15 protein-coding genes are annotated in these 17,803 nt (G+C 53.5%); all 15 read left to right on the top strand.

The genetic code is table 11. From position 1 onward, the window contains the following. Nucleotides 1-105 precede the first annotated feature (105 nt). Entirely contained in the window at nt 106-516 is a 411-nt protein-coding gene (locus ACYVHB_RS18995) for an antitoxin Xre/MbcA/ParS toxin-binding domain-containing protein (RefSeq protein ID WP_461053359.1), read from the top strand. Further along, the gene (locus ACYVHB_RS18990) at nt 517-993 is read left to right on the top strand and encodes an RES family NAD+ phosphorylase (protein WP_461053358.1); all 477 of its coding nucleotides are present in this window, start codon (nt 517-519) and stop codon (nt 991-993) included. 227 nt (nt 994-1,220) lie between these two features. Beyond that, nucleotides 1,221-1,454 carry a DUF2442 domain-containing protein gene (locus ACYVHB_RS18985; protein ID WP_461053357.1) on the top strand — a complete coding sequence of 78 codons (234 nt, stop codon included), beginning with the start codon at nt 1,221-1,223 and terminating at the stop codon, nt 1,452-1,454. Nucleotides 1,455-1,521: 67 nt separating this feature from the next. Next, complete coding sequence (locus ACYVHB_RS18980) at nt 1,522-3,282, top strand: phospho-sugar mutase (RefSeq protein ID WP_461053356.1); 1,761 nt, start codon at nt 1,522-1,524, stop codon at nt 3,280-3,282. A gap of 272 nt (nt 3,283-3,554) precedes the next feature. After that, nucleotides 3,555-4,724, top strand: a complete 1,170-nt coding sequence (locus ACYVHB_RS18975; RefSeq protein ID WP_461053565.1) for a TonB-dependent receptor domain-containing protein — start codon at nt 3,555-3,557, stop codon at nt 4,722-4,724. Beyond that, nucleotides 4,670-6,061, top strand: coding sequence for a RagB/SusD family nutrient uptake outer membrane protein (locus ACYVHB_RS18970; RefSeq protein ID WP_461053355.1), 1,392 nt, complete (start codon nt 4,670-4,672; stop codon nt 6,059-6,061). Before ACYVHB_RS18975 ends, ACYVHB_RS18970 begins: the two co-directional genes overlap by 55 nt. A 266-nt stretch (nt 6,062-6,327) precedes the next feature. Next, nucleotides 6,328-6,765 carry a tRNA (adenosine(37)-N6)-threonylcarbamoyltransferase complex ATPase subunit type 1 TsaE gene (gene tsaE, locus ACYVHB_RS18965; protein WP_461053354.1) on the top strand — a complete coding sequence of 146 codons (438 nt, stop codon included), beginning with the start codon at nt 6,328-6,330 and terminating at the stop codon, nt 6,763-6,765. 123 nt (nt 6,766-6,888) lie between these two features. Next, nucleotides 6,889-8,100 carry an alanine dehydrogenase gene (locus ACYVHB_RS18960; RefSeq protein WP_461053353.1) on the top strand — a complete coding sequence of 404 codons (1,212 nt, stop codon included), beginning with the start codon at nt 6,889-6,891 and terminating at the stop codon, nt 8,098-8,100. Nucleotides 8,101-8,204: 104 nt separating this feature from the next. Further along, nucleotides 8,205-8,609: a hypothetical protein gene (locus ACYVHB_RS18955; protein ID WP_461053352.1), complete on the top strand. Its 405-nt coding sequence runs from the start codon at nt 8,205-8,207 to the stop codon at nt 8,607-8,609. Nucleotides 8,610-9,037: 428 nt separating this feature from the next. Then, complete coding sequence (gene gyrB, locus ACYVHB_RS18950) at nt 9,038-11,038, top strand: DNA topoisomerase (ATP-hydrolyzing) subunit B (protein ID WP_461053351.1); 2,001 nt, start codon at nt 9,038-9,040, stop codon at nt 11,036-11,038. A gap of 169 nt (nt 11,039-11,207) precedes the next feature. After that, on the top strand, nt 11,208-13,472 hold the full coding sequence (gene ppk1, locus ACYVHB_RS18945; RefSeq protein ID WP_461053350.1) for a polyphosphate kinase 1: 2,265 nt from the start codon (nt 11,208-11,210) through the stop codon (nt 13,470-13,472). Between the two features lie 98 nt (nt 13,473-13,570). Continuing rightward, the gene (locus ACYVHB_RS18940; RefSeq protein ID WP_461053349.1) at nt 13,571-14,395 is read left to right on the top strand and encodes a class I SAM-dependent methyltransferase; all 825 of its coding nucleotides are present in this window, start codon (nt 13,571-13,573) and stop codon (nt 14,393-14,395) included. 112 nt (nt 14,396-14,507) lie between these two features. Next, entirely contained in the window at nt 14,508-15,083 is a 576-nt protein-coding gene (locus ACYVHB_RS18935; protein ID WP_461053348.1) for a Uma2 family endonuclease, read from the top strand. 125 nt (nt 15,084-15,208) lie between these two features. Further along, nucleotides 15,209-16,450 carry a NupC/NupG family nucleoside CNT transporter gene (locus ACYVHB_RS18930; RefSeq protein ID WP_461053347.1) on the top strand — a complete coding sequence of 414 codons (1,242 nt, stop codon included), beginning with the start codon at nt 15,209-15,211 and terminating at the stop codon, nt 16,448-16,450. A gap of 632 nt (nt 16,451-17,082) precedes the next feature. Then, the coding region (locus ACYVHB_RS18925) for a hypothetical protein (protein WP_461053346.1) at nt 17,083-17,803 on the top strand (721 nt) is incomplete at its 3' end.

The following is a 17,803-nucleotide window of genomic DNA, read 5'->3' as shown; positions in this document are numbered from 1 at the left end:
AGAACAGAGTGGGTTTCCGCTTCGCTGTCGATTACCCGTTAACGTGGAAGAACTTGCAATGACCAATTGATTGTTATATAATTGTCAGTTGCTAATTATACAACCATGAAAGTCACTCATCAGCTACGCACCCACTCCACCGGTCCGATTGCCCGGAGGCCCGTCCGAATTAAACCCACTGAACTGGATGCGCAGCTCAATCAGTTAGCTCACCAGTTAGGCGTTACCCTGAAAGAACTGGCTCCGTTGCTTCAGGTTTCGGAAAGCACCCTCCACCGGCTACGGCGGCAAACCACCCTAACCGGCCCCACTGCTGAGCGGATGGAGTTGTTGAACGGGGTCATTCAGCATGGGTTACGCGTTTACGGCGGAGATGAGATAGCCTTGCAGGACTGGTTGCGCTACCCATTAGGGGAACTGGACGGGCGAACCGCGTTGCAAACCCTGACCACCATCGCTGGCTTTACGCAGGTCAACGATGTTTTAGGCCGGATTGAGCACGGCATCTTTTTTTAGATGCTGGTTTATCGACTGCTCCAGGCCGCTTACCGTCAGGAACCACTATCAGGACAAGGGGCGGCTCTGTACGGCGGTCGCTGGAATCCCAAAGGGGTATCATTGCTCTACACGACCGAATCACCGGCTCTGAGCTTGTTGGAAGTGCTAGTCCATATCAACCCGAAACGTATTCCGCAGTATTACCTGGTTACCCTCGACGTACCGGACTCGATCCGTTCATACCGGGCCGATGAACTACCGACTGAATGGCGGGCCACCGGCAGCGCTCAGCCTGCACCTTCTCAACTGTTTCTGCTGGACTGGTTACGCGAACCGGATTGCTTAATCGTCGAAGTACCCAGTTCCGTTGTACCCATGATGGTCAATTACCTGATCAACCCGCGCCATCCGCTTTTTTCGGGCTGTCAGGTCGTCAGCGTTGACCTGTTTGGGATCGACGAACGACTCTATGACCCATCGCGCCGGGGCAATTAGAGCAATTGACCCTAAACAGCCAACAAATGATTGTCCTAAAGTACATGCGGTGGAACTCGGCAACGGTCAGTGGCTCCCATCTGAGCGGTTATTGGCTGTTAATCAGAGATACGATTTTCAGAATACCGCAACGGAGCAGAGCACCGGATGAATCTACTATGAAGATTTGTAAGACGTTGACGTAATCGTAATTTTGGCGGAATAACATCCATCGTCAGTAAGCTTTTATGCAAACCGACAAGTTTACTGCCCAGCGCGTGTGGTTTGACGAGACGCGGGTGTACGTCGAACTAAACGATGGCCGGGTGGTTGGTAGTCCGCTGGCCTGGTTTCCACGTTTACAACAGGCTACGTCCGAGCAACGTAACCGATACGAATTGGTTGCCGGTGGCTGTGGCATTCACTGGGAGGAGTTAGATGAAGACCTGACGGCTAACGGATTTCTGACGTTTTCGCACTAATTTTCAATCAAAACGGTGGCATCAATAAATACACATCGTTGCCCGTAATATATTTCATATCAAACAGATGACAACCCAAACCCTCGACTCTCCAACCCAGCAGCGCGTTGACCAGTGGCTCAGCGGCCCCTACGACGCAGAGTCCAAAGCATCAATTCAGCACCTAATCGACTCAGGCAACACCACCGAACTCACCGACGCCTTCTACCGCGACCTCGAGTTCGGGACGGGCGGGCTACGGGGTGTGCTCGGCGTGGGTTCCAACCGCATGAACCGCTACACCGTCGGAGCCGCCACCCAGGGACTTTCTAACTACATACTCGCGGCTTTTCCGGGTGAGGATATCAGCGTCGCCATTGCCCACGACAGCCGAAGGATGAGTCCCGAATTTGCGCGGTTAGTGGCCGATATTTTCACCGCCAACGGTATCAAAGTGTACCTGTTCTCTGCCCTGCGCCCCACGCCTGAACTCTCGTTTGCCATCCGGCAGTTGGGTTGCCAGAGTGGGATCGTCGTCACGGCCTCGCACAACCCGCCCGAATACAACGGCTACAAAGTGTACTGGAACGACGGTGGTCAGGTGGTCTCCCCGCACGACAAAGCCATTATTGCCGAGGTGAATAAAATCACGTCGATTGATGCCATCAAGTTTGCCGGTGTACCAGATCGCATTCAGATGATCGATGAGGAAATCGACGCGCCCTACGTAGAACGGCTCAAATCCAACGCCGTCAACCCCGACGTGATTAAGCGGCAGGCCGATCTGAACATCGTCTACACGCCCATTCATGGCACCGGCATCACGCTCGTGCCGCGTACGCTCGAAGCGCTCGGTTTCACCAACGTGCATATTGTAGAAGAACAGGCCACGCCCGACGGCAACTTCCCGACCGTGAAATCGCCCAATCCCGAAGAGCGGGCCGCCATGCAGCTTGCCCTCGACTTAGCCAACAAGCTCAACGCCGACCTGGTGATGGCCACCGACCCCGACGCCGACCGCGTGGGTGCGGGTGCCCGCAATCACCACGGTGAGTTTGAGTTGCTGAACGGCAATCAGATGGCCAGCCTGCTAATTTATTACCTGCTCAACGCCTGGAAGGATGCGGGCAAGCTGACGGGCAAGGAATTCGTGGCCAAGACCATCGTCACTACCGACCTCATCGACAAAATGTGCGAACGCTACGGCGTCAAGTGCTACAACACACTCACGGGCTTCAAATACATTGCCGAGGTCATCCGCGAACTCGAAGGCAGGGAGCAGTTCATTGGCGGGGGCGAAGAAAGCTACGGCTACCTCATCGGCGATTTCGTGCGCGACAAAGACGCCATTGCGAGCTGCGCCATGATTGCCGAACTGACGGCGTCGGCCAAAGACCGGGGTCTGAGCCTGTTCGACCTGCTGATGGCGATGTACCAGGAAAACGGATTCTACTACGAAGCGCTCGTGTCGCTGACCAAAAAAGGCAAAGAGGGAGCCGAAGCCATTCAGCAGATGATGGCCGACTTCCGGGCCAACCCGCCTAAAGAAATTGCCGGGTCGCCGGTGGTGCGGGTGGACGACTACAAAAGCCTAATGCGGTTAGACGCCAAAACCGGACAGTCGACGGCCATGAAATCGGGCAGCATGGGTATCGAATCGTCCAACGTGCTTCAGTTCTTCACCGCCGACGGCACCAAAGTATCAGCCCGGCCGAGCGGTACCGAACCCAAAATCAAGTTCTACGTCAGCGTAGTGGAGCCGCTCGCCAGCAAAGACGCCTTCGACGAAACGTATGCTCAGTTGAAAGCCAAAGTGCAGCGTGTGGTTGACGAATTGCAATTAGTGTAAATTTTTCTTTCAGCACCTAACAGTAAGCGCCACTCAAAAAAGGCCAGTCCTGTGCTCCATTTATGGGGTATAGGACTGGCCTTTTTTGAGTGGCAGATTATCTACTTATCACGAATTCAAGAAAAGATTTGATTAGAAACAGCACCAACACAGCTTTAAGCATAATTACTTAATAGTATTTACTTAAAAACAACTCTAACTAACTTATAATCAAATTATTACATAAACTCTTTACAACGAGCGTACCATAATTTCCCTCTGCTTTTACTTAGCTGACTGCTGTACACGGGGGCTTATTCTCAGGACCGCCGGATAAGGGCCTGACGTTCCGAACCAGTTTTGGGGTTGAGTACAACACCTACAACTTCGATCAATTTACGCCCCGCGACCCCGAATCGACCGAAGCCCGGAATGCCAATAGCTTCCGCTCGGAAAACCGGTACGACAATTCCTGGACGTGGTATAACACGCTGACGTACAACCGGACGTTTGGCAACCACACGGTCAATATCCTCGGCGGTACAGAATCAGTAGCTACGTACGACTTCATTTTCGATGCCACCCGGAGCAGCTACGCCTTCGATGACCTCGACTACCGCTACCTGAACGCGGGCAGCCCATTAGGCTTGCAAAACAGTGGTCGGGGCGCTAACCGCACCCGGCTGTTCTCGCTGTTCGGCAAGGTCAACTACGCCTACAAAGAGTTTTTGCTGGCTGACTTCACGCTGCGTCGCGATGGGTCGTCGCGCTTCAGTGCCGCCAACCGCTATGCCGTTTTTCCGGCGGCCAGCGTGGGCGTTCGGTTAACGGAGATTCCAGCCATCAAAAACATCAACTTCATCTCCGACCTGAAACTGCGGGCGGGCTGGGGTGCCACGGGCAACCAGAACATCCCGAACATCTACAATGCCTATACGCTGTATGAATCGCGGCCCATTGAGAACCACTACGACATCAACGGCGCGAAATCGTCCATCGTGCCGGGCTTCGACCTGGTGCAGTTCAGCAACCCGAACGGGAAATGGGGAACCACAACATCCACCAACATCGGGTTGGATGCCAGCCTACTGAACAACAAAATCGAGGTTGTTTTCGACTGGTACATCAAGAAGACGACCGATATGCTGACGCAGATTGACATTCCCCAGACGCAGGGTATTGCTACCGTTCCGTTTACGAACATCGGCGACATGCAGAACAAAGGCATTTACCTGATTATCAACTACAACGGAAAGGCAGCCGGTGGCAATTTGCGGTACTCAGTCGGTGGTAACTTCTCGACGTACCGCAACGAAGTGCTAAAAATTAACAACGACCCGAACTCCATTAAGTTTGGGTTTGCGACCCGTTTGCCCGCCATGAGCGCCACCAAAGTGGGGTATCCGGCATGCGCGGCAAGTGGCGTCATGTGTACGACGCCATCTCGCGCACCAACGAAGTGATTCAGACGGTGGCGCTGGCGACGGATATGCCGGATGTCGATAAAACACAGGTTATTGCCGAAGCCCGTTTCCTGCGCGGTCACTATCACTTCGAAGCCAAAAAGATGTGGAACATGGTGCCGTACATCGACGATAAAACGTACAAGGCTACCGATCCCAGCTCAACCAAAGTACCGAATGATAAAGACATCTGGCCAAACATCGAAGCCGATTTCAAATTCGCGGCCGACAATCTGCCGGTCAATCAGACGCAAAAAGGCCGGGCGACTAAATACGCAGCGCAGGCTTTCCTGGCAAAGGCGTATCTATTTCAGCGGAAATATGCCGAAGCCAAACCGTTGCTGGAAGGTATTATTGCGGGTGGAAAGTACCGGTTAGTCGACTTCTTAGACAACCATCGCGCGGCTACCAACAACAACGCGGAGTCTATTTTCGAGATACAGTTTTCGGTAAATGATGGAACAAACGGGAACAACGGGAACACCGGCGATGAGTTGAACTGGCCGTACTTCTCCGGGGCACCGGGGGGCGGCTGCTGCGGCTTCTATCAGCCTTCGCTCAACTTAGTCAATGCCTACAAGACCGACGCGACCGGTTTGCCGCTGCTGGATACCTACAACGACACCGACCTGAAAAACGATCAGGGCCTGAAAATTACGGATGCCTACACGCCGGACATGCAAACCCCCGTCGATCCGCGTCTGGATCATACGGTCGGTTGCCGGGGTATTCCCTTCCTCGACTGGGGCCTGATGCAGGGCGTTACCTGGGTGCGCGACCAGAACTACGGCGGGCCGTACACAGGCAAAAAATGGATGTACTACAAGGGCGAAGAAGGCACCAACTCCCACTCGACCAACAAACGCCGGGTTGCCAACAACTACCGCATGATTCGGTATTCACACGTACTGCTGTGGCTGGCCGAAGTTGAAAGCCCGGACAAAGCCCGCGAACTGGTCAATCAAATCCGCAAACGGGCCAAAACCAGCACGATGGTCACCCTGCCGGATGGTAAACCGGCGGCTAATTACGTCGTCAACGAATACCCGGCTGGTTCGCCCGTTTTTGCGTCTAAAGCTTCAGCCCTGAAAGCGGTTCGGCACGAAGAACGCCTGGAGTTTGCGATGGAAGGCCACCGGTTCTTCGACCTGGTTCGGTGGGGTATTGCAGGCGACTACGTCAATGGCTACTTAGCCGTTGAGTCGAAGAAACGCCCGTATCTGAACGGGGCTACGTTTGTTAAAGGCAAGCACGAGTATTTCCCGCTGCCCGTCGATGAAATCAACAACAGCTTCCTCGACGGGAAAGCGACGCTGAAGCAGAATCCGGGTTATTAAGTTACTGAGTTCGTTGGGTGAGCGTTTGTAGTTGGTTGACCGCACGACAGCGGCCGACCGTCAGTGACCCGGCACAAGCCTCCAGGCGTTAGCCAGCTATAAACCTACAAACTCAAATACACGTGTGGGCAGTGGGCAAGTATAGCTTGTCGACTGCCCACTTTTTGCTACTGTAATGCATAACAACCGGCTGCTCAGCCGCCCCGTGCGAAACAAGTGGTCCGTCTAAAAATTGCTATCTTTGCGGCTTCATTGAGCCCAAACGAATGACGCTGCACGTCCACCAACTCGACGAACTCGATACCGTAGCCCACCGGCTGCTGACGGAGGGGCGACGGTCCGGCGCAGCAGGTCAGCGGGTGTGGCTGTTCGAGGGAGACATGGGCGTGGGCAAAACGACGCTTATTAAAGCCTTATGCCGAACATTAGGCGTGATAAGCTTAGTGCAAAGCCCTACGTTTTCCATTGTGAATGAGTACACCACGCATGAAGGCAAACCCGTGTACCATTTCGATTGCTACCGACTTCGTAATGAAGCGGAGGCATTGGACATTGGCATTGAAGAGTACTTTGACTCGGGAGCTCACTGTTTTGTTGAGTGGCCCGAACGCATTCGTGCATTATGGCCCGCTGCCTATTATCAGATTCGCCTACGGGTTGAAACAGATGACAGTCGAACGGTTGAAACGGAGTTAGTTAATTAGTTTGTGGTTTGTAGTTTGTGGTTTGTGGTTAGCTGACGCGAAATTAATCGTGCCGGTCCGCCGGTGCGGTCAGCTAACCACAAACCACAAACTACAAACCACAAACTTACAAACGTATGTAAAGTGACCGGATTTGAAGAGTTGGCCAAGCAAACGGCCCTATACCCGAAAGAATCGCCGTTGGCCGTAAAAACCAGCCGGAACAACCTGCTTATCGGCTTGCCTAAAGAAGTGTCGCTTCAGGAAAACCGCATTGCGCTCACACCCGAAGCGGTGTCCATTCTGGTTCGTAACGGTCATGAGGTGATCGTGGAGAAGGGAGCGGGTGAGAAAGCTAAATTTCCGGATGACGAGTACAGCGAAGCCGGGGCGCAAATTGCCTACTCGCCCAACGAGGTCTACGAAGCAAATCTTATTCTGAAAATAGAACCGCTCGTTGATGGTGAATTCGAGATGGTCAAGTCGGGCAGCACGGTGATTTCGGCGCTCAACCTACCCGCGCACGAACGCACCTACTTTGAGAAAATCAACGAAAAGAACCTGACCGTCTTCGGCTACGAGTACATTGAAGATCAGGGTGGTGGCATGCCCATCATCCGATCCATGAGTGAAATTGCGGGTAGTACCGTTATGCTCATTGCGGGCGAGTACCTGACCAATGCCGACAACGGGCGGGGCATCATTCTGGGTGGCATCACGGGCGTTCCGCCCACGAAGATTGTGATGCTCGGCGCGGGCACCGTTACCGAATACGCCGTTCGTACCTGCCTCGGCATGGGGGCCGACGTAAAGGTGTTCGATAAGCAGCTTTATAAACTACAGCGACTTAAATACGCCGTTGGGCAGCATGTGTATACCTCTATCATCGACTCTGATACGCTGGCCGAAGCCATTCAGCGGGCCGACGTTGTGATTGGGGCCATGCGGGCCGACGATGGTCTCAGCCCCATCGTGGTGACGGAGGAAATGGTGGGCCGGATGAAACCCGACTCGATCATTATCGACGTGTCCATCGATCAGGGTGGCAACTTCGAGACCTCGCGCATGACCACCCACAAGCACCCCACCTTCAAGCACATGGGTGTCATTCACTACTGCGTGCCTAACATTGCGGCCCGCGTGGCCTACACCGCCAGCATGGCCCTGAGCAACATCTTCCTGCCGTTTTTGCTGGAAACCGGCACCACGGGCGGCATCGAACAGATGATGTATGCGAACCGTTGGTTTATGAAAGGTGTTTATGCCCATAAGGGTACGCTTACCAACGCCTACATCGCCCGCAAGTTCAACCTGCGTTTCAAAGATTTAGACCTGTTGCTGGCTGCTCGATTTTAATACAGTCGACCAGTTGATAAGTTGGTCAGTCAGTGAGTAGCTGACGCAAAATCCCACCGGATGGACTAACGGACTGACCAACTCATCGACTCACTAACTGAATCATGATTAACCACAGCAACGAAAATACCCTGCTCGACGATGCCAACTCGTACGATGTCAATAAGCAATTGATGGGTGCGATTTCGTCGGATTTCATAAAAGTGTCCGATCAACTCAAGGATGCGTCGTACCAGATCAGGACGCGAGGCTTTTCGGAGTTCCCGGTATTTGTGGCGTCGCGTCGCGATATTCCCGTAGGCCAGTTGCTCATCGGAGCCACGGAGATGGACAACCAGTGGAATTATAAGGCGTCGTTTTTAGACGAGTTCATTCAGCGAGAGCTTATTGGGCCGGACTCGGTCGAACTGTGGAAAGAGAACTATAAAAAGCCCGACGAATACTGTTGCCTGTTTGTTGTTCATGGTGACTTTGCCGGTTTTGTTTACATTCCTTATCCCGAAGATTAGCCTTGCTCCGGGTTTATTTTTTAAGCCGAATCAATGTGGTTCGGCTTCTTTTTTGCAGTACGTATTCAGGCTCGGCAGCAACCTCCGCAACGAAGGCGAATCGCTGGTTTTTCGGTGTCAACAATAATACTTTTTGAGGAAACGTCCTCCGGAAAGAACATCGTCTCCGTAACCTGTTTACGCCTATCCGGCTGCGGGGTGGCGCGGGGCGCAGGGTCCGGTTTGCACAGCCATAAAACCCCGCACAGGCAACGTATAGACCAACGTTTGGCCAGTGGCTCATTTTTATTTATATTAATTGAATCTTACCGGGACGGGTAGGAAAAGACGAGAAATTTTTGTATTTTTACAATCTGCATACGCATATACGCACACACCGTTTTGTGCCGCTTTGCTACCGATTTTTTTGACATTATTTGACCTTTGATATGACCAACGAACTGATTGAAGCAGACGCCCCCGCTGAAGTTGCATTAGGCAACTACGGTGCCGACAACATCCAGGTGCTGGAAGGTTTGGAAGCCGTTCGCAAACGCCCTGCCATGTACATTGGCGACGTGGGTATTCGCGGGCTTCACCACCTGATCTGGGAAGTTGTCGATAATGCTATCGATGAAGCATTAGCGGGTTACTGCGACAAGATTACCGTTACCATCAACCCCGACAATTCCATTACCGTACAGGATAACGGCCGGGGCATCCCGACGGGCATTAACACGAAAATGGGCGTCTCGGCGCTGCAGGTGGTGATGACCGTGTTGCACGCTGGCGGTAAGTTTGATAAAGACACCTACAAAGTTTCCGGCGGTCTGCACGGCGTGGGCGTATCCTGCGTCAATGCGCTCTCGACCGACCTTCGCGTGGAAGTGCACCGCGACGGTAAAGTCTTTGAGCAGGAATACAAAACCGGCTTTCCGCAGTATGACGTTCGCGTTATTGGTGACGCCGACGACTCGGGCACCACGGTTCATTTCAAGCCGGACGATACCATCTTCACCGAAAGCGTTTATAAATACGACACGGTAGCCGGTCGCTTGCGTGAGTTGGCTTACCTGAACAAAGGCATCCACATTTTCCTGAACGACCTGCGCGAACTGGACGAAAACGGCGAGCCGACCAACAAAGACGATTTCTACTCGCAGGGTGGCTTAGTTGAGTTCGTGGAGTACCTGGACCAGACGCGCCCCGCGCTCGACGGCATGAAGCCGGTGTACATGGAAAACCTCAAAGGGCCGACGCCCGTGCAGGTGGCATTGGTGTACAACTACGAGGCCGGTGAGAACGTTATGTCCTACGTCAATAACATCAGCACCGTTGAAGGGGGTACGCACGTGCAGGGCTTCCGCTCGGCGCTGACACGGGTGCTGAAAGAGTACGCCGACAAGAATCCCGGTGTGTTGCCAAAGAACTCGGGTAAAGTGACGTTTACCGGCGAAGACTTCCGCAAGGGCCTGACCGCCGTGATCTCGGTGAAAGTGGCCGAGCCGCAGTTTGAAGGGCAAACCAAAACCAAATTGGGTAACCAGGACGTGGTTAGTGCGGTGAGCCAGGCTATGGCCGACCTGCTGAAAACGTGGCTGGAGGAAAACCCCAATACCGCCAAAGGCATCGTCAAGAAAGTGCTCGTATCAGCCCAGGCCAGGATTGCCGCCGACCTTGCCTACAAGCGCATCATGACCGAGCGCAAGGACTTCATGGGTGGCATGGGTCTGCCCGGCAAACTTGCCGACTGCTCCGACACCGATCCCGAAAAGTGCGAACTGTACTTAGTGGAGGGGGACTCGGCCGGTGGCACAGCCAAACAAGGCCGCAACCGGGCGTTTCAGGCCATTTTGCCCCTGCGTGGTAAAATCCTGAACGTCGAAAAAGCGATGGAGCACCGGATTTACGAGAACGAAGAGATCAAGAACATCTGGACGGCCCTCGGCATCCGGCTCGAAAAGAAAGACGACGAGACGGTGATGAACTTAGATAAGCTTCGCTATCACAAGATCATTATCATGACCGACGCCGACGTGGACGGCAGCCACATTCGGACGCTCATCCTGACGCTGTTTTACCGCAACATGAAGGCGCTGATTGACAATGGCTACATCTACATTGCTCAGCCGCCATTTTACCTCGTTAAAAAAGGCAAGGAAGAACGGTACTGCTGGACCGAAGCACAGCGCGAAGCAGCCGTGAAAGAATTAGCCGGTAGTGGCCGGGAGGAAAACGTGAACGTGCAGCGCTACAAGGGACTGGGCGAAATGAACGCTGAGCAACTCTGGAGCACGACGATGGACCCCGACCGCCGGAGCCTTAAACTTGTGACGGTGGAATCGGCCGCCGACGCCGACCACGTTTTCTCGACGCTGATGGGTGACGACGTAGCGCCCCGACGTGAGTTCATCGAACGAAACGCCAAATACGCCAAGATCGATATTTAACCGAATGATAACAGAAAGCGGGCCGAAACGCCCGCTTTTTTGTTCTATTTCAACGTCCTTTGCTATCCGTATGCGTTATTCCATAAACCCGAACCGTACACTATTAGGTAACCTCGTTTCACGATTTACTCAGCGTACGCCCGATAAAGCCACAATACCATCCGACAAAATGGCTAAGGTTAGCGAAAAAGTCAGCACGGTCATTGACCAGAGCAATTACCTGAGCCGCGATTTGAGCTGGTTGAAATTTAACGAGCGCGTACTCGACCAGGCCCGCAGTCAGCAAGCTCCGCTGGAAGACCGGACGCTCATGGAACGGCTTAAATTTCTGGCGATTTCAGCGTCTAACCTCGACGAGTTTTTTTCGATTCGCGTCGGTAGCCTGTACAACTATCTCGACTACCATAAGCAGCGCGTCGATTATTCCGGCCTGCGCGAGATACCGTTCCGGAAAGCGCTGTTCAGCGCGTCGCAGCAGTTTTTTAAGGAGCAGCAAACTGTTTTTACCGATCAGTTGCTGCCACTTTTTACGGAGAACGGACTTCAGTTGGGCAGCTACGCTGATCTGACACCCGACGAGCAGGCCGAAGCGACAAACTACTTCGACCGGGCCATCTACCCGACGCTGACGCCGATGCTGTACGACTACACGCACACATTTCCGGTGCTGCTGGCGAAGGTGCTGATCTTTGGCGTTGTTACCCAGAACCCCGAAGGAGCCGACCTGCAAAGCCTGCGCTCGGAGGATGAAGACGACCGGCAGCGGCTGTCGTTCGTTCAGATTCCGGCCAACCTGCCGCGCTTTCTGTCATTTGAGCGGGAGGAAGTCGGCGAATCTCAGATTGTCTTTTTACCAATCGAGGCCATTATCCGGGAGAACATCAAAAAGTTATACCGCAACGTCGAGATCACGTCGGTCAATCTGTTCCGTATCACGCGCAACGGCGATTTTACGCTCGACGAGAACGACGACGACGAAGTTGATTTTATCGACGAGGTACGCCAGAAAATTAAGAACCGGCGGCTCGGCCGGGTGACGCGCGTAGAAGTTGAAGCCGACGGCAGCGGTGGCGTGCGATCACCCTGGATGCTGAACCTGCTCAAAAAGCGGTGGGAGATCGACGATCTTAATATTTTTGAGTCGCATACCCTGCTGGACTTTTCGGCGTTCTGGCAAATCATTGGCAACCCTGAGTTTAAGGACGACATGCCCCGGCAGCACGCGCCAGTGCCGCCCCTGGGGTTCGGCCGTGACAAAAACGACAACATTTTTGAGGTCATCAAACAGCGTGATCTCCTGCTGCATCACCCCTACAATAACTTTGAGCCGGTGCTGCAACTGCTCGAACAGGCGGCCGAAGATCCCAACGTACTGGCAATCAAAATAACCGTGTACCGCTTAGCCAAACGGTCGCGCGTGACGGAAGCGCTGTTGAAAGCAGCCGAAAATGGCAAGCACGTGTCAGTGCTGTTTGAGGTGAAAGCGCGGTTCGACGAGGAAAATAATATCCGCGAAGCCCAGCGGCTGCAAAAAGCGGGCTGCTTCGTTATCTACGGTATCAGCCGCTTCAAAACCCATACCAAACTGCTGTTGGTGGTGCGCAACGAAGGGAGCCGCGTGGTGCGCTACGCCCACATGGCCACGGGTAATTATAACGAAGACACCTCGAAACTCTACACCGACATTGGCCTGCTGACGACCAACGAAACGTATACGCACGACATCTCGGAGTTTTTTAACGTCATCACCGGCCACTCACTGCCCAACGAGTACCAGTATCTCATTACGGCTCCGCGCGACATGCGCGGGCAGTTACTGCGGCTGATTCAGGTGGAAACGGATAATGCCCAGCACGGTTTGCCCAGCGGCATCTGCATCAAAGCAAACTCACTGGAAGACAAGCTGGTGATCGACGCGCTCTACAAAGCGTCGCAGGCGGGCGTTCCTGTGCGGCTCATCATTCGCAGCATCTGCTGCCTGCGCCCGCAGCGGGCGGGCCTGAGCGAAAACATATCGGTGCGGTCGATTGTCGGCGATTTTCTGGAACATACCCGAATTTATTATTTTCATAACAACGGCGACGCCAAGGTGTACGGGGGTAGCGCCGACGTGATGGTGCGGAGCTTCGACCGGCGCATCGAATCGTTGTTTTTTCTGGCCGATCCGCGCGTAAAACAGCAGGCTATTTTAATTCTGGCATACAATCTGCGCGACAACGTCAACGCCTACGAATTGAAAGAAGACGGTGATTTTAAGAAGTGCGCCGTTCCGGCCGGTAGCCAGCCGTTTGATATTCACGAGCGGTTCTTCGAGGTGACCGAGAAAGAGACTACGAACGCGCGGTTATTTGACCCGACTGTCAAACCAGCCGAGATCGCCGAGATCGAGGAAGAGTATCAGGAAGGTGCCGAGCGTGCCATTGCCGATATGTGATCAACCGCTTACACAGTCGATGCAATCAGCCTGGGATTGGGACGGTAACTTTAGCAGTAGTAAGCGGATCAACTACTGCTAAAACCACCTCAATCCTCATGGAAACTACGCTCACCAGTGCCTACCTGATGGGGCACACCTCAGCCGAATATCAGCGATTACGGGTTCAGGCCGCCGTCTGGGAAGCCTCCACGGTGCGGGCTTTAGACGCCATCGGCATTCAGCAGGGCATGAATTGCTTAGATGCGGGGTGCGGCCCCGGCGAAGTGATGCGGTTGTTGGGAAGCCGGGTAGGGCCAGCGGGCCACGTGACGGGCATCGACGTCGACTCGACCGTCGGTGAAGAAGCGCTTCGTGTTCTAACCGCAACGGCTGGCCGTCAATTTAGTTTTCATGCGATGGACCTGGAAACGGCAACCGGGTTCCCCAACGCTCCCTATGACCTGGTTTACGCACGTTTAGTGCTGATTCACCTCAAAAACCCGGTCGACGCGCTACGCCGTTTGTGGGCCTGCGTGAAACCGGGCGGTACGCTGCTGATTCAGGATTATGACATGAGTTTCATGCACATGTATCCCACGACCTGGGCCTTCGGGGAGTTTAAGAATGTGTTGCTGCGCACCTTCGAGGCTGGCGGAAAAGACTACCGGATTGGGAGCCGAATGCCCCAGCTGTTCGTTGAGGCTGGCATTGGACCGCCCACCGGAACCGACGTCTACGGTATTATCGACCAGTTGCAACGGATACACCCGATGCTTACGGCGGTTTATCAGAGCCTGTTACCCATTGCCTTACAAGCTGGCGTCACGAATCAGGAGCAAAGTGAGCGTTTTTTCAGGGAGTTGCCCCAGCAGGCCAATGATGGTGATTATTACACAGGTGCCTGGCCGCTGATGATTGCTACCTGGAAGCAGAAAGCGTAATTTACAGCGACGGCGGAGGGGTAAACAGAGTCCTTCAGAGCTTCTGTTTCGGGCTTCCGTCTGTTTTATTTATCCCTATCTTTACACGTAGGAGAATTAGTCCACTTATCATATGGAATCGATACGGGTGCATTTGCCGGAAGATATGCGCATGAACGATGACGAGTTCACCCGCTTTTGTCAGGACAACCCGGACCTGAAGTTTGAGCGCCGAAAAAACGGTGATATTGTATTTATGGCAAACACGGGTGGAGTAACGGGCAACAAAAACTTTGAGATCAGTGCTGACTTTGCATTTTGGAATCGGCAAGCCAGATTTGGTAAGTTCTTCGACTCGTCAACGGCGTTCCGGCTTCCCGACACGTCCATTATGTCGCCCGATGTGTCGGCCATTGCGCAGGCCCGCTGGGACTTGCTGACGCCGGAGCAACGCCAGAAAATTGTACCGCTTTGCCCTGATTTTGTGCTCGAACTGAAATCACCCAACGACCGCATGAAAGATGCGAAAGAGAAAATGGACGACTGGATGGCCAATGGGTGCCGGTTAGGCTGGCTAATTGATCCCGACGAGCAAAAGACGTATATCTACCGCCCCGGTCAGGAAACAGCGGAAGTTAATGGCTTAGGGCAGCTATCCGGTGAAGACGTGCTGCCGGGCTTCAGTCTCGACCTAACGACGCTGGGCTGAAGCAAGGGCGGGTTTGTACGGCAAGTGAAGCGGGTGTACGTGCTTATTTCAGCCACTTGCACCCTTTTTTACTTATCTTCGCCACCTAACTGGCACCTCGTCACCCCTGACTGCGTCTTCACTGAATGGATCGTTTTACCGGCCTGATTGGCATCGTTTTAATTTTGGGCATTGCCTATGCCCTCTCCGACAACCGCAAAGCGATCAATTACCGTACTGTTGGTGTTGGGCTGGCCCTTCAATTCGGACTGGCAGTCTTTGTGCTCAAGACCGACATTGGCCGTCAACTCTTTCAGGGACTGGGTTATTACGTGGACCGGCTGCTCCAGAAAGCCAATAAAGGTGCGGAGTTCGTGTTTTCGCCCTTAGTCAACACCGAGCTACTGACGCGGACTTTTGGCCCCGAAAACAGTTTCATCTTCTTTTTCAAAGTCATTCCGACCATCATTTTCGTGGCCGTGCTGGTCAATATTTTCTACCACCTCGGCATCATGCAACGTGTGGTAGCGGTGATGGCGCGGGCCATGAAGTGGCTCATGGGCGTAAGTGGGGCCGAAGCACTGTCGAACGTGTCCAGTACGTTTGTGGGGCAGGTCGAGGCCCAGATCATGATTAAGCCGTACCTCGGTGGCATGACCAACTCTGAACTGCTGGCGAGTATGACCGGCTCGTTTGCCTGCATTGCGGGGGGGGTACTGGCGGTGTACATTTCGCTCGGCGTACCGGCTCCTTACCTACTGGCAGCCAGCATTATGGCCGCACCGGGAGCGCTGGTCATCAGCAAGATTGTGATGCCGGAGACACAGGTGTCGGAGACGCAGGGAACCGTGAAGATCGCGATCAAAAAAACGCATGCCAATCTGCTCGACGCCATTGCATCCGGTGCCAGCGAGGGGCTCAAAGTTGGGTTCAATGTCATTGCCATGCTCATTGGATTTATCGCCCTCATCGCATTAGTCGATAGTTTACTGTTTCGCGTCGGTTTTTACGTCTTCGGAATGGGCAACCTAAGCCTGAACCTGATACTCGGCAAATTCTTTTCCCTGTTTGCGTGGGCAATGGGCGTACCCAGCAAAGACATTGAAGCAGCCGGGGCGCTGATGGGCACCAAAATGGTCGTGAATGAATTTGTGGCCTACCTCGATCTGGTCAAAATTAAGCAGACGCTCGATCCCAAAACCATCGCCATTGTTTCCTTTGCCCTATGTGGTTTTGCCAACTTCAGCTCAATTGCTATTCAGGTTGGCGGTATCGGCGAGTTGGCCCCCAGCCGCCGGAGCGACCTCGCCCGTTTAGGCTTTAAAGCCCTGATCTGCGGTACCTTAGCCAGCTATATGTCGGCCACATTAGCGGGTTTATTGCTGTAGTGAAGTAATACCAACTACATATTTACTCAAAAAGGCCCCGCATACCGTTGTCGCTGCTACGGTACTGATACCGTTCAATTTCCCCTACAGGCCACTCAAAACAGAACAGGCTTAAGCCTCCATTCCTGAGCAGGTTAACAACACGCCTGTAGTTCCCGGCGACCCGCCCGACGTACTTTTTGACCGGTTATTAACAGCGCTGTTCGTCACCGCCAGCTTCTGATACCCCTCCGAATTCAGCAGACTCCTGTTGCCAGTTACCTCATTTATCTACGTGTCGTGCCTTCGCGGTAGCTAATGCAACATTCGATGGGTTGGATGCCGAGTGCTGTTCTATGCAAATGCCGCCCCCTAAAATCCACCGAAAAGTACCATATTTCGTCATAATACATACCGTATTGACCGTTAAATACACATTATTTATACTATTTGTATATTCTTTTCACTAATTGGCTAACCTTTTGCTACGGGATTAACTGAGCGAATAGCTTACTCTATATCCATCTTTTAGCAGGACTTCAGCGGTACTTATGAAACAATGTATACTTTTTTTTAACTGGCTACTCTGTCCACTTACAGTCCTACTATCGCTCCAGTCCGGGCATGCTTTTTCTCCAACCGACGGCCCAGGTTTGCGGTACACATCTACTCCGGGGAAGTCTTCGCTATCGGTTGTCCGTTCCTACAAGTCACAATGGCTGCCAGCCATTCCAACGGATCGTCCCAGCGCTGACCCGATCCGTTTCACGCTAACCTGCAACAAACAGCAAATTGCGGTTGGTGAGCCGATTATCTTAACTATTACAGCGCAGCTACTCGACATCCCGCCTAATTTAATGTTTTTCCTGCCCGGTGCCACTGGCTATTCCCTTAAACTATTAGCTCCGGAAGGGTTTCAGCAGACGGAAAGCGACCTGTCGGAACTGGTCAGCGGGGAACTGACCTACCCGACCAGAGCAACGGCTACGTATCAGGTTAAGGGCTATTTCACCGCTGCCGCTGACAGAACCTGTTTCCGGCTTCTGCGCGGTAGTAAGCAGGCTAACGCGCAGAGTTTATTTGAAACCAAAGCGACCCTGTGTCTCACTACGGAACCCGGAACGCTGTCCCCTTCCTCGCCTAAAGCGCGTACTGGTTCCGGGTCACAGGCCAGCACACCCCAACTACGCGTGCGCTCATCGCTGAATTCGACAGAAGAAGACAGTACTATCGTGGTTACTAACGCGGTTGGCGGCTGCACGAGCTTTGCACCGGTCTGCTCGGGCAACAACCAGGAGGTGCGCACCGTCACCATCAACGTCACCACGGCGGGCACCTACCCCCTGAGCATCGGCTACCGATCCCCCGAAGGCA

This window comes from Spirosoma arcticum, from assembly GCF_054779955.1.
This window is presented reverse-complemented; position numbering and strand designations above follow the sequence as displayed.